Source organism: Peiella sedimenti (assembly GCF_030504955.1).
Taxonomy (GTDB): domain Bacteria; phylum Pseudomonadota; class Alphaproteobacteria; order Caulobacterales; family Caulobacteraceae; genus Brevundimonas; species Brevundimonas sedimenti.
Genome location: NZ_JAUKTR010000004.1, coordinates 168914 through 186952, shown reverse-complemented (window position 1 = coordinate 186952; position 18039 = coordinate 168914). Strand labels below are relative to the sequence as shown.

The window sequence follows — 18039 nt, the reverse complement described above, 5'->3', positions numbered from 1 at the left end:
GCGATTCTTCGACCTCACGATTTCAACTGCATAGGCTGTGTCTTCTCCAGAAGGATGCAGCCGTCCACGGGCGGCTCGCCGTTGTTCGGCGGCCAGCTGGTGCGCACGCTGGACAGGGCGTGCAGGCCCGCCCGCCCGGCGAAGTGCAGCATCATCGGTTCGGAGAAGAAACTGCGCCAGCGGGGATGGTCGCGGTAGGAGCCCACGGGGCGGCTGTCGTCCGTCGAGTAGTGCAGCAGCGCCCGGCCGCCCGGCCGAAGCACGCGCGCGATCTCGCCCAGATAGCGGATCGTGTCCGTGGCCTCGAAATGCACCATGGCGTCATAGCTGAACACGGCGGTGAATTCGCCGTCGCGGCAGCCTGACAGGTCGCGCCCGTTGTTGCGCCGGACGCTGACGTTGCGGCGGCGGGCGTGACGGCGGCGGCAGGCTTCGACGTTGGCCTTGAGCGGGTCGATCAGAACCACCTTGCCCGCCCGGTCGGCGAACTGTTCGGCGTGGCGGCCGCGCCCGCAGGCCAGCTCCATGACGCTGGACAGATCCAGCTGTCGGAACCCGTCGAGGAAGATCGACGGCTCGGACCAGAAGATGCCGACCCAGACCGGGTCCTCGGCCTGGTCGTAATAGGGGGTGTCCTGGTGGTCGGCGATGAGGCCGGCGCGGACGGCGTCCACGCGGGAGGATGAGCGCATGAGCATGGACACAGCCTAGCACGGGCGCTGCGCGTCAGAGACCGCGTGCTGGGCATAGGCTCGGACGGCCCCGTCAATGATTAGCGCGCGGTTAACCGTGCCTTTACGCGACGCCCTGTAGCAGGAAACGGCTAAGTTCCCTGTCCCGAGGATCGCCCGTGAGCCTGGCTTTCGCCGATGACGGCGCCCCAAACGGCCCAGAGCCGGCCGCGGACAATCTGGTCAGCCTCGCGCGCAGTCGCGCGGTCAGCGACCGCGAGCGCCTGCTGCTGGGCATTGTCGACCTCTGCGAAGCCGCCCCGGCCGAAGCCCGGGCCCAGGCCGACACCGTCGCCACCGACGTCTTCCTGACCCTCGTCGCCCAGGCCGAAAAGCGGATTCGCGCCGCCCTGGCCCAGCGTCTCGCCGACGCCGACTGGGCGCCCCGCGCGCTCGTCAACATGCTCGCCCTGGACGACATCGAGATCGCCCGGCCGATCATCGCTCGCAGCCCCGTTCTCCAGGACCGTGACCTTCTGCGCGTGCTGGTGGACGCGACCATCGACCATCACATCGAGGTGGCCCGCAGGCCCAACCTGGGCGGCGCGGTGGTGGACGCGGTGCTGGACCGGGCCGAGCCTGCCGTCCTGATCGCCCTGGCCGGCAACACCACCGCCCAGATCGACGACGTCGGAATGAAGCGTCTGGTCGACCAGTCCAAACGCCTGGCCGCCCTGCGCGCGCCCCTGACCCGCCATCCGCGCCTGACGCCGGTCATGGCCGAACAGCTCTACCTCCTCGTCGGCGAGGCCCTGAAGCAGGCCATCTGCGAACGTTTCGTCATCGACGAGGCGATCCTGGCGGCCGCCGTGGATCAGGCGGTCGCCGACGCGCGCCCGTCAACGCAACCCCGCAAGGGCCCGCCCCCGGTCGAGCCCGAGCGCGACGAGATGGAGCGCCGTCTTGTGGCCAAGCTGCGCGCCGCAGGCCAGCTGAAGCACGGTTACCTGGTCCGCGTGGCCATGGAGGGCCGGCTGGGCCTGTTCGAGAACGGTCTGGCCATGCTCGGCGATTTCCCCGTCGAAGCGGTGCGCCTGGCCGTTCGCTCCACGTCTCTGCGGCCCCTGGCCCTGGCCTGCGCCGCCGTCGGCATCGACCGGGCCGTCTTCCCCCGCCTGATCGAAGACCTGCGCAAGTGCACCGGCGGCCTGCCAGGCGACGGCGATCTGCTGCCGTCCGACCTGACGCCCTTCCGCGAAGCGGCTGTGCTGGCCGGACGCGCCTTCCGGGCGGAAATCGCCGAAATCGCTCAGAGCTGACGCAAAGCCTTTGACAGGGCGCTCCGCTGGGCTGGAATAGGGCCATGCCCGGCGCCCATCGCCCCCTGCCCCGCCTGATGTTTGCGGCTTCGGATCGCCCCGAGGCGCAGGAGGCCATGGCCGAGCTCGTGACGCGCTACGGCCAATCCTCGCCCGACGAGGCCGATGTGGTGGTGGCCCTGGGCGGCGACGGCTTCATGCTCGAGCGCCTGCACGAGGGGCTGAAGACCCGCCCCCTGCCTATCTTCGGCATGAACCGGGGCTCGGTCGGCTTTCTGATGAACGACTTCGGCCTGGACAGCCTGCCCCAGCGCGTCGCCCACGCCGAGCAGGCGGTCATCCACCCGCTGGAGATGACGGCGACCACCGTCAACGGCGAGACGGCGCAAGGCCTGGCCATCAACGAGGTCTCGCTGCTGCGCCAGACCCGCCAGAGCGCCAAGATCCGCATCACCGTCGACGGCAAGGTGCGCCTGGACGAACTGATCTGCGACGGCGTCATGGTGGCCACCCCGGCTGGGTCAACCGCCTATAACCTGTCGGCGCACGGGCCGATCATTCCGTTGGAGGCGCGCATCCTGGCCCTGACGCCCATCAGCGCCTTTCGCCCCCGGCGCTGGCGCGGCGCGCTCCTGCCGCACACGGCCCGCGTCGGCTTCGAGGTGCTCGAGGCGGACAAGCGTCCGGTCAGCGCGGTGGCCGACAGCCTGGAGGTGCGCCGCGTCCACCGGGTCGAGGCGCGTGAGCGGCGCGACATCTCCCTGACCATGCTCTTCGACGCCGGCCGCTCCTTTGAGGAGCGCGTCCTGGCCGAACAGTTCGCGTCCTGAGGGCCGGTCACGGGATATTAAACCGCCTGCCTCATGCTCCCGGGGATCAGACGCGGAGCTATGACGTGACCAAGCCCAGCCCGGCCCAGGTGATCCAGCCCCCCAACACCTTGAAGCTCAAGGTGGGCGCCGGCGGCTTCGGCGGCATCGACCTGGCCGCCGTGGCCAAGGCCGAAGAGGCCCTGCGCGGCCTGTCGGCCCAGTTCGGCGAGTGGCTGCAGGACGAGCTCAACAAGATGGACGCCGCCCGCGACGCCATCCGCACGGCGGGGTACACGCCCGCCACGTCCGAACAGCTCTACATGCGCGCCCACGACCTCAAGGGTCTTGGGGGCACCTACCAGTATCCGCTGGTGACCCGCATGGCGGCTTCGCTCTGCCGCATCACCGACACGGCCGAGCGCCGGGCCGACGCGCCCCTGTTCCTGATCGACGCCCATATCGACGCCATCAAGGCGGTGGTGCGCGACGGCATCCAGACCGACGACCATCCGGTGGGCCGCGCCCTGGCTGAGGAGCTGGAGCGCCAGGTGGCCCAGCACATGGGCGGCTAGGCCGCCCGACAGCCTGCCAACGCCGGGCGCCCGCCCGGCTTCACCGCATCGGGACGCTCATAGGGCGGCCCGCCTCTTGCGCCGGACGGGGTCATGGACCCCCGTCTGTTCCATCCTGAGACAAACCGGATGATCCGGGCCTGGCTCGACGCTAGGGGCGCCGACGCCGCGCCGACCCTGCGCGACTTCCCCCTCCCCGCCCTGTCCCAGGCCGCCGACCGGCTGATGGTGCTGGGGCGCGAGATCGGCGGAGGCTGGCGCCTGCGTCTGGCCGGCGAGTTCGTGCTTGAGCGGCATGGGCGCGGCCACGCCCGTTTCAGCGATCTGTTTCACGACGGCGACTGGGCCCGCCGCGCCGCGCTAGAGGCGGTGCGCGCCGGCGCGCCCGTTGTGCTCGACCTGCTGGCGGCCCGCCCCGGCCGCCGGGTCGCCGTCGAGATGACCCTGGCGCCGTGTCGGGGTCCGTCCGGCGCCCTCGACAGGCTGGTCGCGCTTCACCGTCCTCTGGCCGAAATGCTGGACGACGGCTGGGCGCTGCAGGGCCAGGGACTACACGCCGTACTCAGGGCCGCGCCGCCCACCCCTCGTCTGGCCGCCGTCGATGGTCGCCTGACGGCCTAGACGGAAATCGGCGTCAGCTCGCGCGCGTGTCGCTTCCAGTTCTCCACATAGTGGGCCGCCGACAGCTTCAGAAACTCGATCTCCACGTCGCTGAGGGCGCGGGCGACCTTGCCCGGCGCGCCGATGACCAGGCTGCCATCGGGTATCTCCTTGCCCTCAGGGATCAGGGCGTGCGCGCCGATGATGCAGTTCTTCCCGATCTTGGTGCGCCCCAGCACCGTGGCGCCGATGCCGATCAGCGTGTTGTCGCCTATCTCGCAGCTGTGCAGCATGGCCATGTGCCCGACGGTCACGCCCGCGCCGATGGTCAGGGGCAGGCCCTCGTCCGAATGCAGCACCGATCCGTCCTGGATGTTGGTGTCCTCGCCGATGGTGATGGGGTCGTTGTCGCCGCGCAGAACCGCGCCGTACCAGACGCTGGCGCCGGGCTTCAGAATCACGTCTCCTACGATCATTGCCGTCGGCGCCACCCAGTATTCGCCCTGGGGAGGCAGCTGCGGTTTCTTTGCGCCCAGCGCATAAATATTCATCCGAACACCTCGTAACGCTGCGTTTTTCTTGGGTTTAACGATCCGGAAACCACGCTAGCATCATTCTCAGTTCAACGATTCGAGGCGGCGTTCCGCCCCGATTCCTCGCCGGAGCTCAGGCTCCGGTCAACGCGGAGACGGCCCTGTGTCGCGTTCGGTTCCCCGGCGGGAGGCCCCGCCCATCGAACCTCTCCCCGAGCCGGGCTCGGGCGGCGTGCAACCGCTTCGCTATTCCAGCTTTCCCCAGGGCGGGCCCATCCGGGTTCGCCTTTTTTCATGCCCTGGAGGCTGTCTATGACCAAGCGTGCGCTGAAGCGTCAGGCCCGTGAAGGCGTCTTTGACACGGACCACTACGCCCAGGAATCCAAGGTGCGCCGGCTGCCCGACCGCGGCGGCTGGTCCCCCATCAGCGCCAACGACGGTCGTGACCAGAGCTACCTGAAAACCCTCAAACCGAAATCCGAGGGCCAGGCGCGCCTGCTCGAGGCCATTGACGAGCATAATCTCGTCCTGGCCCTCGGGCCCGCGGGGACCGGCAAGACCTATCTGGCCGTGGCCAAGGCGGTTGAGGCGCTGGAGGCCGGCAAGGTGGGGCGCATCGTCCTGTCCCGCCCCGCCGTCGAGGCCGGCGAGTCCATCGGCTACCTGCCGGGCGACATGGAGGACAAGCTGGCCCCCTATCTGAGGCCGCTCTACGACGCCCTGTCCGACCGCCTCAGCATGAAGCGGGTCAAGGCGCTCATGTCCGAAGGCCTGATCGAGATCGCGCCGGTGGGCTACATGCGCGGACGCACCCTCAACAACGCCTTCATCGTGGTCGACGAGGCCCAGAACTGCACCTACGTCCAGCTCAAGATGCTGCTGACCCGCCTGGGCTGGCACTCCACCATGGTGGTGACGGGCGACCCGAACCAGTCGGACCTGCTGCCTGAGCTGTCCGGCCTCGCGCCGGTGGCCCAGCGGCTAGAGCAGGTGCCCGACATCGGCGTCGTGCGCCTGGCCGAGCAGGACATCGTGCGCCACCCGCTGGTGGCCTCGATGATCGGCGTGCTTTAGCGCAGCTTCCCCGCCAGGGCCTTCGCCATCTCCATGAAGGCCTTGGCGGCCTCGCCGTCCGGCTGATCCGCGACCACCGGCCGGCCGCTATCGCCGCCCTGACGCAGGGACGCGTCCAGGCTGACCTCGCCCAGGAACGCCGCGCCCAGCCTCTCGGCTTCCGCCCTCGTGCCGCCGCGGCCGAAGATCTCGCCGCTCATGTTCTCCACCAGCCCCCAGACAGGCGTGCCGGTTTTCTGGAACAGGGCGTGGGCGCGTCGCGCATCCGCCAGCGCCGCCTCCTGCGGGGTCGATACGATCACCGCCCCGTCGATGGGGGTCTTCTGCACCAGGGTCAGTTGAACGTCCCCCGTGCCGGGCGGCAGGTCGACCACCAGCACGTCCAGCGGCTCGTCCGCCGTGCCCCAGGCGCCCTGGGTCAGCATCTGGGTCAGGGCCTGGGAAGCCATCGGTCCGCGCCAGATCAGCGCCTGATCGGCGTCTACCAGCAGTCCCACCGACAGCGCCTTCACGCCCCAGGCCTCCAGCGGGATCAGCTTGCCGTCGCGATGCTCGGGCGCCTCCGTCAGCCCCAGCATCAGCGGGATCGAGGGGCCATAGACGTCCGCATCCAGCAGCCCGGCGCGCAGACCCAGCCGCGCGAAGGCGCAGGCCAGGTTCACCGCTACCGTCGACTTGCCGACGCCGCCCTTGCCGCTGGCCACCGCCAGCACGGCCCTGACGTGCTCGGGCCGCGCCGCGGGGACCGGCGCCGCACGTCGCGTCTGCTCCGTCGCCGCCTCCGACAGCCGCGCCCTTTTGGGCGGACGGGTTCTGGCCGCGGCGGTCAGCACCACCCGCGCCTCCTTCACCCCCGGCGCCGCCTCCAGGGCCGCCTTGATGGCCGGAACCAGCGCGGAGAAGGCCGCCGCGCCCTCCGCCGGGGCCTCGACGACGCAGTCGATCCGCCCCCGTTTCTCCGTCAGGCCGACGATACGGCCGTTGGCCACCAGGCCGCCCGCGCCTGCGGGATCCGGGATGGCGTCGAGCCTCTGGCCCAGTTCGTTGAGAAGCGCCTCGTCCATGCGGGGGGCGATAGGCGCATGCGGCGATCCGTGCAAGGAAGCGCCGCATGGGCGAACCCCTTATCACCCTGCTGGCCGGGCCGACCGCCTCGGGCAAGTCCGCCCTGGCGTTGGAATGGGCCGAGCGTTCGGGCGCGGTTATTCTCAACGCCGATTCCCAACAGCTGTACGCCGACCTGCGCGTGCTGACGGCTCGCCCATCTCCCGAGGACGAGGCGCGAGCCGAGCATCGTCTCTACGGCGTCGCCGATGCCGCCGAGGCCTGGTCGGTCGGCCGCTGGGCGCGGGCCGTGACGCCTGAGCTGGCGGCGCTTCGAACCGAGGGCCGACCCGCCATCGTGGTCGGCGGCACAGGCCTTTACTTCACCGCGCTGACGAGAGGCCTTGCGGAGGTGCCGCCCGTTCCCGACGCCGTGCGCGATGCGATCTCCGACCGCTTCGCCGCCGAGGGAGAGGCCGCCTTCCGCGCCCGGCTGAGCCAGGTCGATCCAGAGGCCGAAGCCCGCATCCTGCCGGGCGATCGTCAGCGCCTGCTGCGCGCCCTTTCCGTTTTCGAGGCCAGCGGGCGATCGCTCAGCGCCTGGCAGGGGGACACCCGCCCGCTGCTGCCCCAGGACAGCTATGACGCCCGCCTGCTGCTGCCGGACCGCGCCGATCTCTACGCCCGGTGCGATGCGCGCGCCGCGGTCATGCTGGAGCGCGGCGCTCCGGAGGAGGTGGAGGCGCTGCTAACGCGCCGCCTTGATCCGGCGCTGCCGTGCATGAAGGCCGTCGGCGTCCGTGAAATCGGCGATTTCCTGGGCGGCCGGGCCACCCGCGTCGAGGCGCTGGATCGGCTCGCGCAAGCGACGCGAAACTACGCCAAACGCCAGTATACGTGGTTCAGGAACGTGCAGTCCGGCCTCTGGCGCCCTGCGGCCTGACGCCGCCGCGACAACCGTTTCATCCTACATTACGGTAAGTTCACCGCAGAACGCATTGCCACCTATGGCGCCTGTGGCATGCTTTCCCCTCCCCCTTCGCCGGAGTTCCTTCATGTTGCTGATTTCCATGCTCGCGGCCACGGTCGCCTTCGCCCAGGCGGCGCCCGCCCCCGCCCCGGCCACGACCCCCGCCGATCAGGTCGCCACCGCCTCGTCGGAGCGCGCCGCGCTGGAGGAGCGTGACGAGCGCGATCCCGACCGCGTCATCTGCCGCCGCGAGCATGTGGTCGGCTCCAACCGTCCCCAGCGGATCTGCCGCACCGTGCGTCAGATGGAAATCGACCGCGACCTGTCCGAACAGGCGCTTCGCGAGCGTGGCGCGGTTGAGCAACAGTCCGGCGGCGCTGCGGTGGGCGGCTGACGCCTTTAAATCCGACGCCTTTCGTCCTATATTTCCTGTGTCGGGCTTCGGCCCGACTATGGAGATAAACGCGCGCATAATAAGCGAACTGGACCCGGGTGCGATTCCCGGCGGCTCCACCAATCTTTTCCGCGCTATCGGCGGGACTGCATGGGGCCGATCAGCATCGACAGGCGTGTAAAGGCGTTGCTTTCTCTCGGCATGGCTCCACCGTCATCGGGCCATTGACTAACTGCGAACGATAACTTCGCTGGAGAAGTTCGTCTGGCTGCGTAAGCGGTCAGCCGTTTCTCATCTAAGCCCTGGGGGTTCAGATCCTCAGGCGGGGCCCCGGGGGCGCCTGGCAACAGAAGCCCCCGACTTTTCCCGACTGGCTGAGGCGCCCCCTCAATCATCCTTGCGAGCGCCTGGCGCCAGAAGCCCCCGACTTTCTCCACATTTCCAGCGCCGCCCGCTTCCCAGCCTTCGTGCGCCGCGATAGGTTCGCGCGCCCTTTAGCCAGGGCCTCCAGGGACGGAGAACGGACGATGGCGGAAGACGGCGCGCCCAGCGATCTGATCGACTATCAGGCCATGGCGCAGGAGGCCCTGCGGGGCGTGGTGCGAATGGCCCTGCGCCGCGCCGGCGAGCCCGACGGCCTGCCGGGCGAGCACAGCCTCTACATCACCTTCGACACCCGGGCCGCGGGCGTCAGCCTGCCTGAGGATCTGGCCGCCCAGTATCCTGAGGAGATGACCATCGTCCTGCAGCACCAATTCTGGGATCTGGCGCCGGGCGAGACCTTCTTTTCGGTGGTGCTCAGGTTCAAGGGCGTGCCGCGCAAGCTGTCCATTCCCTACGCCGCCATCACCCGCTTCCTCGACCCGGCGGCCCAGTTCGGCCTCCAGTTCGATCCCCCCGCCCTGCCCGAGGCGCCCGAGCCGCCGGCCGCGTCCGAGACCCCGCCCGAGCCAGACGACGACGGCCCCAAGGTGGTCTCGCTGGAGCAGTTCCGGAAGAAGTAGCCCCCTTCACAGCCGGGCATTCGCCGCGATAGCCTGCCCCACGGGGAGGTCATCGCATGCCGCACCGGTTGTTGCCGCTTCTCGCATCGCTGCTGATCCTGTTCGCCGGCCCGGCGGCCGCGCGCACCGAGGCGCCGACCGACTTTTCCGACTGGGCGGTGGCCATCGTGGCCGGCGACTGGCGCTCCAGCCGCGGCCAGCCCATTCAAGCCTTCGACAACGCCGTGCGCGATCTGAAGTCGGGCTTCATCGCCGCCGGCTTCCGCCCCGCCAACATCGACGCCTTCACCCTGCGCCCGGATGTGCCGACGCCGGTCACGCCCCAGCAGGCCGCCCAGCGCCTCCAGTCCGTGGCCGCCCGCGCCACGGGGGGGTGCCTACTCTACTTCACCTCCCACGGCTCGCCCCAGGGCATCGTCTTCGGCACGGGCGGGGTCGACCCGCGCACCATGGCCGCCGTGGTCCAGTCCCTGTGCGGCCAGCGCCCCACGGTGGTGGTGGTCTCGGCCTGCTTCTCGGGGGTGTTCATCGACTCGCTGGCCGCGCCCAACCGCATGGTGATGACCGCCGCGCGTCGGGACCGCTCCTCCTTCGGCTGCAGCGAGGACGCCACCCATCCCTATTTCGACGGCTGCATCATCCAGTCCCTGCCCCAGTCGGGAGACTTCCTCGACCTGGCCGCGCGCGCCCGGCGCTGCGTGGCCGAACGCGAAACCGCCGAGGGCCTGTCGCCGCCGTCCGAGCCGCAGCTGCGCGTCGGCGCCGAAGCCCAGCTGCTGCTGCCCTTCCTCCGCTTCAGCCGGGCCGCCGCCTAAGGTCGGCCCAGCAGCGGCGAGGCCGGATCAACCCAGCCGCCGCGCCGTGATCAGGATTCGCTCACGCTCGCCTTCGCGCCGCTCCACCAGCAGCCGCGCCACCTGCCGGTCGTCGTGGAAGGCGTAGCCCTTGATGGCGTCCAGAAGGGCCTTGGCCAGGTTGTCCAGGTCGATCCACGGCGGCTCGCCCACGTGCTCCATGACGATCTCGACCGCGAAGTCGCCCCAGGCGGGCCGCGCGCCGCGCCACTCCTTGCGGAAGAACTCGTAGCAGAGCGGCTTGTAGTACTTGGCCTGGGTGGTCAGGCCGTCGATGACGATCTCCACCTGGCCGTCCGCCTCCCGAGCGCGAACCTTGCCGACGCCGGTCCAGCCGCTCACCCCCGGCACCGGGCCGGAATGTCGGTCAGCAAGGCCACCGTCTCGATCCGCACCGGCTGGTCCAGCTGCTCGTCCGTCGCGGGCATGGCGTGGATGGCGCGCACCACATCCATGCCGTCGAGCACGCGGCCGAAGGCGGCGAAGCCCTGGCCGTCGGGGTGGCGGTCGCCGCCGAAATCCAGATTGCCGGTGTCCTCCACCACGATGAAGAAGCTGGAGGTGGCCGTGTCCGGCTCGCCCCGCGCCATGGAGATCGCGCCTGAAACGTGCCTGAGGCCGGTGTCCCGCGTGCGCTCCAGCGGGATCGGCCCGAACCCGGGGTCATCGCTTCCCGCCGGCGTGGCGGCCTGAACCACATCGATCTGCGAGGGGTTTGCGTCGGTCTCGAACACCACCGTGCGGAAAAAGGCGCCGCCGTCATAGGCGCCCGCCGCCGCATAGCGCAGGAAGTTGCAGGTCGTGCCCGGGGCCCGCTCCACATCCAGCCCGACGACGATTTCGCCCGCACTGGTGCGGATCACCGCCGCCGGTGCGTCGGACGGCGGCGTCAGCAAAAGGCCGAGGACCAGAGCGATCATGGCGGCCGAGCCTCGCGGCCCTTAGCCGCCCGCGGCCGTTCCCGCCGCCGTCTGGGCGCTCTGCTCGGCCTGAGCCGCGGCGCCCTCGTTGGACGCCAGCGAAACCGCCGGCGGACCGAACTCGACGGGCAGCACCGCGCCCGCCGCGTTCATCACGCACTGGCCGGTGTCCATCAGACCATGTTGGGCCAGACAGAAGACGTCCTCGAAGTTCGGGCGCGAGACCGCCAGGCACTGGAACAGGTTCAGCTTGGCCATGTTCATGCAGAACGGGCTGTCCGTATCCACCAGCAGGGCGTCGACGAGGGCCTGGTTGCTCTCGCCCGCCTCGCCCAGCGCCGCCAGCGCCGCCAGGGCCAGGCCCCGCGCCACGACCGGCGTATAGGGCGCGCCGGTGCGGCCCGGAACGACAGACAGGCCCAGGCCCGAATGCGCCGCCTGATAGAGCCGCGCCGACTCCTGGGCGTCCGGAGCCATGGACCGGGCGGACAGGGCCTTGGTGCGATCCAGCCGCTCCTGCAGGCCCTCGACCGGGCGACGCGCCCAGCGGTGGCGCGGGTCCGAGTTGCGCTGGATGTCATAGGCGTCCTGCTTGACCGCCTGGCCAGCGCGCAGCACGGCCTGGCCATCGGCGTTCAGCTGAGCCACCACCAGCCCCGCGGCCGAGGCGGCGCCTGGCAGCTGCGCCGCATAGGCCGGGTCGGCCGCCAGCTGGCGCACCATCTCGGCGCGCACGGTGGGGTCGCGGCCCAACTCGCGCACGGCCTGGACGAACTCGCGGTCCTGCAGGGCCAGCACGGCGGCGTAGGCGATGACGCCGCGCGACATCTGGCCCGGCTCGTACGACGCCGAGACCTGCAGGGTGTTCTGGATGGCTTGGGCGTCCTGGAAGCCGGGGGCCTGGGCCGCCGCCTGGCGCATATAGGTCAGATAGGCCGAGGCCGCGTCGGTCACCGACGAGCTCAGCGCCACGGTCGGAAGCGGCGGCGGGGGCGGGGGCGGCGGGGGCGCCTCGGGGGCGGGGGTCTCACATGCGGCGAGCGCCAACAGGGACACACAGGCTCCGGCCAAGGCCAGACGGCGCAGGACTACCGAGGTCATTTCGCTTCTTCGCTCCCCAGGTGCGAACACGGCCGGGTCCCTCACGGACCATGACCGGAAAGCATCATAACGCCGCTGCTTTCCTTATTCGACGCTTAATCCCCACAGGCGAGTGCGACGATTCGACAGTGCCGATTCTCGCTCGGCCCTTGAACACAGCTCGAAAAAGCGAACGACCCAGGCCGAACGGCGTTGCTTTCTCTGTTAAGCTTATCGCGCCCCGACGGGAGGATGACGCGCCATGCCCGAGTTCGACTGGCCCCAATGGATGCAGTTCATGGACTGGACCGCCGCCGCTAACCAGGCCGGAGAGGCCGCCGGCCCGCTCCAGGTCTGGATCCTGCCGATTCTGCTGGGCCTGGGCCTGGCCAGCGCCACGGGCTTTCGCACCTTCCTGCCCATGCTGCTGCTGGGCGTGGCGGCCAGGTTCGAGCTGTTCGGCATCCGGTTGAACGAACAGGCCGAATGGCTGGTGTCGGACATCGCCCTGTTTGGCTTGGGTGCGGCGGCGGTGCTCGAGTTCGCCGCGGACAAGATCCCGGTTCTGGATCACGGCCTGAACGCCGTCGGCCTGGTCGCCCGGCCCATCGCGGCCGCCATCGCCGTGGGCGGGGTTTTCTGGGCGCTGGACCCGGGGGCCGCGGCTCTGGCGGGCGTCATTGTCGGGGCCCCCACCGCCCTCGCCTTCGCCGGGGTCCAGGGCGGCGCCCGCATGGCCTCCTCCGGCGCCAGCGCCGGCCTGGCCAACCCGCTCGTCAGCGTCCTGGAGGACGTCCTGACCGTCATGGTCGTGCTGCTGGCCTTCCTGGCGCCGGTGCTGATCCCGGTGGTCCTGATCGCCCTGGCCGTGGTGGTGTTCCGCATCTCCCGCGCCCTGCGCCGCCGGGCCCGCCGCAAACGCGAAGAAGCCGGCCGGTCGGCCCCGGCCGGAAGCGCGGCGTAAACGACCCGCTGCCCCTGCCCCCCTGGAGAGAAGCAGATTTGCGCCCGCATCGCCGCCCGCCAACCTCCTGAATTGCAGCGCGTCGCGCCGCGCTTGGCCTCAACTTGCGCACGCCGCTGCGGGCGCCTCCATGCTGTGCGTGTCCCCCGCCGCATGGGGAGGCGCCTTAGGATCCAGGGCCTGACGCGGCGGCGGGGGCCGGTCGTGCGGGGTAAGCGGACCGGGCGATGGGGTGACCCTTGGGCGGCTGCATGACGGCTGCGCCTTGCGGCGGCGAACCCAGGTCCCTGTCCGTGGACCAGGAGCGAAACTCCTGGCTCCGGGTCTTCTGGAAGGCCCGGCCCGCCGTGGGCTGAGATGTCCGGGAAAGGCTGAACCGGGTTGAGCAAACCGGGGCGCGCAAGTGATCGGCGCCCCCGGTCCCGGCGGAAGAAGCCGACACACGGATCGCTCGCGTCCAAACGGCCGGGGCGGCGCCGATCCGGCGGCCGAAAACACATCCGGAGCCTGCACCGAAAGGATGGCTCCACCCCACGGTTCCGGGCCTCCGGCCCAGCGCCGCCCATCCTCCCCATACCTCCAGGCCCAAAGGCCGTGGAGCGGTTGCGCGCGCCCGCATTGCCCCTGGGCCCACCCGGCGCTAGACCCGGCGCCATGACCAAGACGCCTCAAAAGACCCGCACCGAAACCGACACCTTCGGCCCCATCGAAGTGGCCGCCGACCGCTATTGGGGCGCCCAGGCCCAGCGCAGCCTCGGCAACTTCAAGATCGGCTGGGAGACCCAGCCCCTGCCGGTGGTCCGGGCCCTGGGGATCGTCAAGCGCGCCGCGGCCGAGACCAATATGGCGCTGGGCAAGCTGGACCCCACGATCGGTCAGGCCATCGTCAGGGCCGCCGATGAGGTCATCGAGGGCAAGCTCAACGACCACTTCCCGCTGGTGGTCTGGCAGACCGGCTCGGGCACCCAGTCCAACATGAACGCCAACGAGGTGATCTCGAACCGCGCCATCGAGATGCTGGGCGGCCAGATGGGCTCCAAGTCGCCGGTCCACCCGAACGACCACGTGAACATGAGCCAGTCGTCCAACGACACCTATCCCACGGCCATGCACATCGCCTGCGCCGAGGAGGTGACCCACCGCCTGCTGCCGGCCCTGCAAAAGCTCGGCAATGCGCTGAATGACAAGGCCGAGGCCTGGAAGGACATTATCAAGATCGGCCGGACCCACACCCAGGACGCGACCCCCCTGACCCTCGGCCAGGAGTTCTCCGGCTACGTCCAGCAGGTGCGCAAAGGGATCGAGCGGATCGAAAGCACCCTGCCCGACCTGATGCAGCTGGCCCAGGGCGGCACCGCCGTGGGCACGGGCCTCAACGCTCCCAAGGGCTTCGCCGAGGGGGTCGCCGACCGCATCGCGGCCATCACCGGCCTGAAGTTCACCACCGCCCCCAACAAGTTCGAGGCCCTGGCCGCCCACGACGCCATGGTCATGAGCCACGGCGCCATCAACACCGTGGCCGCCTCGCTCTTCAAGATCGCCAACGACATCCGGTTCCTGGGCTCGGGCCCCCGCTCGGGCCTGGGCGAGCTGGCCCTGCCGGAAAACGAGCCCGGCTCCTCCATCATGCCCGGCAAGGTCAACCCGACCCAGTGCGAGGCGCTGACCCAGGTCTGCGTGCAGGTGTTCGGCAACCACGCCGCCCTGACCTTCGCCGGCAGCCAGGGCCACTTCGAGCTGAACGTCTTCAACCCGGTCATGGCCTACAACTTCCTGCAGTCGGTGCGCCTGATGGCCGACGCAGCGGTCAGCTTCACCGACAACTGCGTGGTGGGCATCGAGCCGCGCCGCGACAACATCCAGCGCGGCCTCGAGAACAGCCTGATGCTGGTCACGGCCCTGAACGGAAAGCTCGGCTACGACGCCTGCGCCAAGATCGCCAAGACCGCCCACAAGAACGGCACGACCCTGCGCGAAGAGGCCGTCGGCGGCGGCTATCTGACCAACGAAGAGTTCGACGAGTGGGTGCGCCCCGAGCGCATGATCGGGCCGGAGTAGTCGTCCTTCAGCCTCGCGCCAGCACCATCAGGTCGGCGTCGATGAACAGGGGCGTCGGGCTCGTCTCGGCGGCGGCGTACGCCTCCAGCGCCGCCTGACCGGCCAGGATTTCGGCCTCGTCCAGGTGCTCGAAGGTCGAGATCGGCCGCAGCTTCATGCGCGCCGCCGTTTCGGCCCAGCTTTCGGAGATCTGCTCGCGGTGGCGCTCCAGCGCCATAGGTCGCAGACCCGCCTGGGCGAAGGCGGTCTCCACCTGGTCCGTCGTGGGGAACATGGCCCGTTCAACAGCGTCCGCGCTGGGGAAGAAGCGGTGCCAGTCGATCACCGGCATGCGGTCGCTGAACACGCTACGGATGCACAGCCGGCCGTCCGGCTTGAGCACACGGGCGATCTCCTGGGCGGCCGCCGCCCTGTCGCGTACGTGGTGGTAGGACAGCATCATCAGAACAAGATCGACGGAAGCGTCGGCCAGCGGGATGGCCTCGGCCCGGCCAGCCAGATAATGCACGCGAGGGTGGAAGTTCTCACGACCAGCCGCCTCTCGCATTCGCTCAGAGGGTTCGATGCCCGTGACGCTGCCGAACACTTCGGCCAGCATCGGACTGAACCTGCCCGTGCCGCATCCGAGATCAAGCACGTGCAGCGGGCGGCGGTCCGGCGCGTGGGCGGCCAAGGCGTGCATCCACATGTCGGCGGCAGTGGCGTGCAAGGGTCTGCCGCGTGCATAGTTGCGATGCTGGCTGTCGTCGTAGTCGATGGGCTTCAGGGTCATGCCGCAGTCTAGCGCGCCCCTCTGCAAAGGTCAGTCCCCGCCGCTCAGCCCCGCTCCAACGTCTCCACGAACCGGCAGGGCCGGCCGTGGGCGGCCTCGGCCAGCTCCCCGTCGCGCATGACCACCTTGCCGCGCACGATCGTGGCCATGGGCCAGCCGGTGACCTCCATGCCGTCGAACGGCGTCCAGCCTGCCTTGTTGGCCTGATCGGCATGGCGGATGGTCCGCTTGGCCTTCAGGTCGACGATGGTCAGGTCGGCGTCATAACCCCGCGCCATCCGGCCCTTTCCGGCCAGACCGAACACACGCTGGGCGCCGGCGGAGGTAAGATCGACGAAGCGCTCCAGCGTCAGGCGGCCTTCGGCGACATGGTTGAGCAGGATCGGAACCAGAGTCTGCACCCCAGGCATGCCCGACGGCGAGGCCGGATAAGGCTTGGCCTTTTCCTCCAGCGTGTGGGGCGCGTGGTCCGATCCGATCACGTCCACCACGCCCTGCTGAACCCCCGCCCACAGGCCGTCGCGGTGGCGCGCCTCGCGGATCGGCGGGTTCATCTGGGCCAGGCCCTTCAGCCGCTCGTAGCAGTCCGGGCTCGTCAGGGTCAGGTGCTGGGGCGTGGTCTCGACCGTGGCGATGTCCTTGTGTTGGGCCAGCAGGTCGATCTCCTCGGCCGTGGTGATGTGCAGCACGTGGATGCGTTTGCCCGCCGCCCGCGCCAGCCGCAGCAGCCGCTGGGTGCACAGGATGGCCGCCTCGGCGTCGCGAACCTCCGGGTGGCTGGTCCAGTCGCCCTCGCGCGCCAGGCCTTTCAGCGACTTCAGGCGGTTCTCGTCCTCGGAGTGGACAGCCACGCGCCGATTGATGTGGCGCAGCACCTCGGCCAAGCCGGCGTCCTCCGAGACCAGCAGGCTGCCCGTGGACGCCCCCATGAAGATCTTGACCCCGCAGCAGCCGGGCATGCGCTCCATTTCGGCCAGCACCTTGGGATTGGCCTCGGTGGCGCCGGCATAGAAGGCGTGGTCGCACCACATGCGGTTCAGCGCCCGGTCCAGCTTGTCCTGCAGGGCGTCGGGATCGGTGGTGCCGGGATTGGTGTTGGGCATCTCGAAGACGGCGGTGACGCCGCCCAGAACCGCGCCGCGGCTGCCGCTCTCCAGGTCTTCCTTCCACTCGAGCCCTGGCTCCCGGAAATGGACCTGGGTGTCGATGACGCCCGGCAGCACCGTCAGGCCTGTCGCGTCGAACACTTCCCCGGCGCTGGCCTGAGACAGGTCGCCGACGAAGACGATCTTGCCATCGCGCACGCCCACATCGGCTCGTCCGCGGCCCTGGTGGTTCACCACCTCGCCGCCGCGCACGATCAGGTCATAGGTCTCAGCCATGGGGCGGCTCCATAACGGGCTCGGTGCGAGCGTGAAGGTCGAGGGCGGCGTCCAGCACCGGCTCCATCGGCACGTCCATCATGTGGTTGATGGCCTGGTTCAGACCAGGGTCGATGCGGCGATAGTCGGCCAGCCCCCGCGGCCCCCTCACGGCCCTCCCGAGCCATGGGCCGACGACGGCCTCGTCCGAGGGGCCGTAGACGCCGACCGAAGGAACGCCCGCCGCCACGGCCAGCTGGGTCCAGACCGAGTCCGCGCCCAGGAACAGCCGGGCCCGCCTCAAGGCTGCGCAGGTCTGCAGCAGGTCCAGCTTGCCCTGCAGCTCGATGACCCGCTCGCGCGCCACGGCGAAGCGGATCGTGTAGGCCGCATCGCGCTCGGCTTCGCCGCCCACGATCATCAGCCGTCCGCCGCACATGGGGCCGTCCCCGCCCAGCAGGTGCGTCGCCACCTTGGTGAAGCGCTCAAAGGGCCATTGCCGCCCGATCCACTGGACGCCTGGCCCCACCGCCATGATCGGGTCGCCGGCTTCGCCGATCAGCTCGTCGACAAGGTTTTGCGTCTCCTCCGAAACGAACAGATGCGGCGCCGGGGGATCGTCCTCCAACCCCAGGGCCCGCGCCGCTCGGATAACCGCGTGCTCGGATTCGGCGCCCTGGACCGTCGGCTTCTTGACCGCGCGCTTCTCGCGCTGAAGCGTCGAGGAGATCTTCGAGCCGCGCAGATCGACCACCAGGAACCAGCGGCGGTCCTTCACCTGGCCCCACAGCTTCAGCCATTCGGCCTTGGTCTCCCGCGGCAGCACCAGCAGGCGCTCCAAGCGAGGCACATCACGGAACAGGGGCGCGCTCTCGGGCGAGCCCACCACGGTGAAGCTGGCCTTGGGCATCTCGTCATGCAGGCGCTTAAGCAGCCCCGATGAGAGGATGGCCTCGGCGGGATCTGCCTCGGCGATGTAGAGAATCGGATAGGCGGCCGCCATGGCCTGCTTATACATCAGCCTGTCCCGACCCATA

At 69.8% G+C, this 18039-nt stretch carries 20 protein-coding genes and 1 other RNA gene; 12 read left to right on the top strand and 9 right to left on the bottom strand.

Features of this window, described 5'->3' with window-relative positions; translation table 11 throughout:
• Positions 1-14: 14 nt before the first annotated feature.
• Positions 15-698: a class I SAM-dependent methyltransferase gene (locus tag Q0812_RS10680; RefSeq protein WP_302110321.1), complete on the bottom strand. Its 684-nt coding sequence runs from the start codon at positions 696-698 to the stop codon at positions 15-17.
• Positions 699-850: 152 nt separating this feature from the next.
• Between Q0812_RS10680 and Q0812_RS10675 the strand changes: the two genes are divergently transcribed.
• The 4 genes from Q0812_RS10675 (at position 851) to Q0812_RS10660 (ending at position 3995) form a co-directional block, all read left to right on the top strand.
• A complete protein-coding gene (locus Q0812_RS10675) occupies positions 851-1990 on the top strand; it encodes a DUF2336 domain-containing protein (RefSeq protein WP_302110320.1) in 1140 nt (379 codons plus the stop codon).
• A 44-nt stretch (positions 1991-2034) separates the two neighbouring features.
• Positions 2035-2820 (top strand): NAD kinase, encoded by a 786-nt coding sequence (locus Q0812_RS10670; RefSeq protein ID WP_302110319.1) that lies wholly within the window; start codon positions 2035-2037, stop codon positions 2818-2820.
• 65 nt (positions 2821-2885) lie between these two features.
• The gene (locus Q0812_RS10665) at positions 2886-3374 is read left to right on the top strand and encodes an Hpt domain-containing protein (RefSeq protein ID WP_302110318.1); all 489 of its coding nucleotides are present in this window, start codon (positions 2886-2888) and stop codon (positions 3372-3374) included.
• 93 nt (positions 3375-3467) lie between these two features.
• A complete protein-coding gene (locus Q0812_RS10660) occupies positions 3468-3995 on the top strand; it encodes a PAS domain-containing protein (RefSeq protein WP_302110317.1) in 528 nt (175 codons plus the stop codon).
• On the opposite strand, the gene Q0812_RS10655 is transcribed toward Q0812_RS10660, so the two are convergent.
• A complete protein-coding gene (locus Q0812_RS10655) occupies positions 3992-4525 on the bottom strand; it encodes a gamma carbonic anhydrase family protein (protein ID WP_302110316.1) in 534 nt (177 codons plus the stop codon). The genes Q0812_RS10660 and Q0812_RS10655 overlap by 4 nt on opposite strands.
• A 294-nt stretch (positions 4526-4819) precedes the next feature.
• On the opposite strand from Q0812_RS10655, the gene Q0812_RS10650 reads away from it, so the two are divergent.
• Positions 4820-5581, top strand: coding sequence for a PhoH family protein (locus Q0812_RS10650; RefSeq protein ID WP_302110315.1), 762 nt, complete (start codon positions 4820-4822; stop codon positions 5579-5581).
• On the opposite strand, the gene Q0812_RS10645 is transcribed toward Q0812_RS10650, so the two are convergent.
• A complete protein-coding gene (locus Q0812_RS10645) occupies positions 5578-6645 on the bottom strand; it encodes an Mrp/NBP35 family ATP-binding protein (protein ID WP_302110314.1) in 1068 nt (355 codons plus the stop codon). The two genes, Q0812_RS10650 and Q0812_RS10645, sit on opposite strands and share 4 nt — an antisense overlap.
• Positions 6646-6692: 47 nt before the next feature.
• Between Q0812_RS10645 and miaA the strand changes: the two genes are divergently transcribed.
• The 5 genes from miaA (at position 6693) to Q0812_RS10620 (ending at position 9808) form a co-directional block, all read left to right on the top strand.
• Positions 6693-7568: a tRNA (adenosine(37)-N6)-dimethylallyltransferase MiaA gene (miaA, locus tag Q0812_RS10640; protein WP_302110313.1), complete on the top strand. Its 876-nt coding sequence runs from the start codon at positions 6693-6695 to the stop codon at positions 7566-7568.
• Between the two features lie 112 nt (positions 7569-7680).
• Entirely contained in the window at positions 7681-7989 is a 309-nt protein-coding gene (locus Q0812_RS10635; protein ID WP_302110312.1) for a hypothetical protein, read from the top strand.
• Positions 7990-8351, top strand: a transfer-messenger RNA (tmRNA) gene (gene ssrA, locus Q0812_RS10630). It abuts the gene before it with no gap.
• Between the two features lie 165 nt (positions 8352-8516).
• Positions 8517-8993: an SspB family protein gene (locus Q0812_RS10625; RefSeq protein WP_302110311.1), complete on the top strand. Its 477-nt coding sequence runs from the start codon at positions 8517-8519 to the stop codon at positions 8991-8993.
• 56 nt (positions 8994-9049) lie between these two features.
• A complete protein-coding gene (locus tag Q0812_RS10620; RefSeq protein WP_302110310.1) occupies positions 9050-9808 on the top strand; it encodes a C13 family peptidase in 759 nt (252 codons plus the stop codon).
• 27 nt (positions 9809-9835) lie between these two features.
• Here the strand turns inward: Q0812_RS10620 and Q0812_RS10615 are convergent, their stop codons facing one another.
• Genes Q0812_RS10615 through Q0812_RS10605 form a run of 3 tightly spaced genes read right to left on the bottom strand, consistent with a single transcriptional unit; the run spans position 9836 to position 11868 of the window.
• The gene (locus Q0812_RS10615; RefSeq protein WP_302110309.1) at positions 9836-10198 is read right to left on the bottom strand and encodes a RusA family crossover junction endodeoxyribonuclease; all 363 of its coding nucleotides are present in this window, start codon (positions 10196-10198) and stop codon (positions 9836-9838) included.
• Positions 10186-10767 (bottom strand): peptidylprolyl isomerase, encoded by a 582-nt coding sequence (locus Q0812_RS10610; protein ID WP_302110308.1) that lies wholly within the window; start codon positions 10765-10767, stop codon positions 10186-10188. The genes Q0812_RS10615 and Q0812_RS10610 overlap by 13 nt, the downstream gene beginning before the upstream one ends.
• A gap of 21 nt (positions 10768-10788) precedes the next feature.
• Complete coding sequence (locus Q0812_RS10605; RefSeq protein ID WP_302110307.1) at positions 10789-11868, bottom strand: hypothetical protein; 1080 nt, start codon at positions 11866-11868, stop codon at positions 10789-10791.
• A gap of 241 nt (positions 11869-12109) precedes the next feature.
• Between Q0812_RS10605 and Q0812_RS10600 the strand changes: the two genes are divergently transcribed.
• Together Q0812_RS10600 and fumC are read left to right on the top strand one after the other, a co-directional pair.
• Positions 12110-12811: a DUF4126 domain-containing protein gene (locus Q0812_RS10600; RefSeq protein WP_302110306.1), complete on the top strand. Its 702-nt coding sequence runs from the start codon at positions 12110-12112 to the stop codon at positions 12809-12811.
• 654 nt (positions 12812-13465) lie between these two features.
• Positions 13466-14869 (top strand): class II fumarate hydratase, encoded by a 1404-nt coding sequence (gene fumC / locus Q0812_RS10595; RefSeq protein WP_302110305.1) that lies wholly within the window; start codon positions 13466-13468, stop codon positions 14867-14869.
• Between the two features lie 7 nt (positions 14870-14876).
• Here fumC and Q0812_RS10590 read toward each other — a convergent pair whose 3' ends face one another.
• Genes Q0812_RS10590 through Q0812_RS10580 form a run of 3 tightly spaced genes read right to left on the bottom strand, consistent with a single transcriptional unit; the run spans position 14877 to position 18020 of the window.
• The gene (locus tag Q0812_RS10590; protein ID WP_302110304.1) at positions 14877-15641 is read right to left on the bottom strand and encodes a class I SAM-dependent methyltransferase; all 765 of its coding nucleotides are present in this window, start codon (positions 15639-15641) and stop codon (positions 14877-14879) included.
• Positions 15642-15685: 44 nt separating this feature from the next.
• Complete coding sequence (locus tag Q0812_RS10585) at positions 15686-17023, bottom strand: dihydroorotase (protein ID WP_302110303.1); 1338 nt, start codon at positions 17021-17023, stop codon at positions 15686-15688.
• Entirely contained in the window at positions 17016-18020 is a 1005-nt protein-coding gene (locus Q0812_RS10580; RefSeq protein ID WP_302110302.1) for a glycosyltransferase family 9 protein, read from the bottom strand. Before Q0812_RS10580 ends, Q0812_RS10585 begins: the two co-directional genes overlap by 8 nt.
• Positions 18021-18039: the final 19 nt, after the last annotated feature.

What these genes read in the sequence shown, in the direction of transcription:
- Q0812_RS10680 (WP_302110321.1), bottom strand. Translation starts at nt 698, where the DNA reads ATGCTCATGCGCTCATCCTCCCGCGTGGACGCCGTCCGCGCCGGCCTC.
- Q0812_RS10670 (WP_302110319.1), top strand. Translation starts at nt 2,035, where the DNA reads ATGCCCGGCGCCCATCGCCCCCTGCCCCGCCTGATGTTTGCGGCTTCG.
- Q0812_RS10660 (WP_302110317.1), top strand. Translation starts at nt 3,468, where the DNA reads ATGGACCCCCGTCTGTTCCATCCTGAGACAAACCGGATGATCCGGGCC.
- Q0812_RS10655 (WP_302110316.1), bottom strand. Translation starts at nt 4,525, where the DNA reads ATGAATATTTATGCGCTGGGCGCAAAGAAACCGCAGCTGCCTCCCCAG.
- Q0812_RS10650 (WP_302110315.1), top strand. Translation starts at nt 4,820, where the DNA reads ATGACCAAGCGTGCGCTGAAGCGTCAGGCCCGTGAAGGCGTCTTTGAC.
- Q0812_RS10645 (WP_302110314.1), bottom strand. Translation starts at nt 6,645, where the DNA reads ATGGACGAGGCGCTTCTCAACGAACTGGGCCAGAGGCTCGACGCCATC.
- miaA (WP_302110313.1), top strand. Translation starts at nt 6,693, where the DNA reads ATGGGCGAACCCCTTATCACCCTGCTGGCCGGGCCGACCGCCTCGGGC.
- Q0812_RS10635 (WP_302110312.1), top strand. Translation starts at nt 7,681, where the DNA reads ATGTTGCTGATTTCCATGCTCGCGGCCACGGTCGCCTTCGCCCAGGCG.
- Q0812_RS10625 (WP_302110311.1), top strand. Translation starts at nt 8,517, where the DNA reads ATGGCGGAAGACGGCGCGCCCAGCGATCTGATCGACTATCAGGCCATG.
- Q0812_RS10620 (WP_302110310.1), top strand. Translation starts at nt 9,050, where the DNA reads ATGCCGCACCGGTTGTTGCCGCTTCTCGCATCGCTGCTGATCCTGTTC.
- Q0812_RS10610 (WP_302110308.1), bottom strand. Translation starts at nt 10,767, where the DNA reads ATGATCGCTCTGGTCCTCGGCCTTTTGCTGACGCCGCCGTCCGACGCA.
- Q0812_RS10605 (WP_302110307.1), bottom strand. Translation starts at nt 11,868, where the DNA reads ATGACCTCGGTAGTCCTGCGCCGTCTGGCCTTGGCCGGAGCCTGTGTG.
- Q0812_RS10600 (WP_302110306.1), top strand. Translation starts at nt 12,110, where the DNA reads ATGCCCGAGTTCGACTGGCCCCAATGGATGCAGTTCATGGACTGGACC.
- fumC (WP_302110305.1), top strand. Translation starts at nt 13,466, where the DNA reads ATGACCAAGACGCCTCAAAAGACCCGCACCGAAACCGACACCTTCGGC.
- Q0812_RS10590 (WP_302110304.1), bottom strand. Translation starts at nt 15,641, where the DNA reads ATGACCCTGAAGCCCATCGACTACGACGACAGCCAGCATCGCAACTAT.
- Q0812_RS10585 (WP_302110303.1), bottom strand. Translation starts at nt 17,023, where the DNA reads ATGGCTGAGACCTATGACCTGATCGTGCGCGGCGGCGAGGTGGTGAAC.
- Q0812_RS10580 (WP_302110302.1), bottom strand. Translation starts at nt 18,020, where the DNA reads ATGTATAAGCAGGCCATGGCGGCCGCCTATCCGATTCTCTACATCGCC.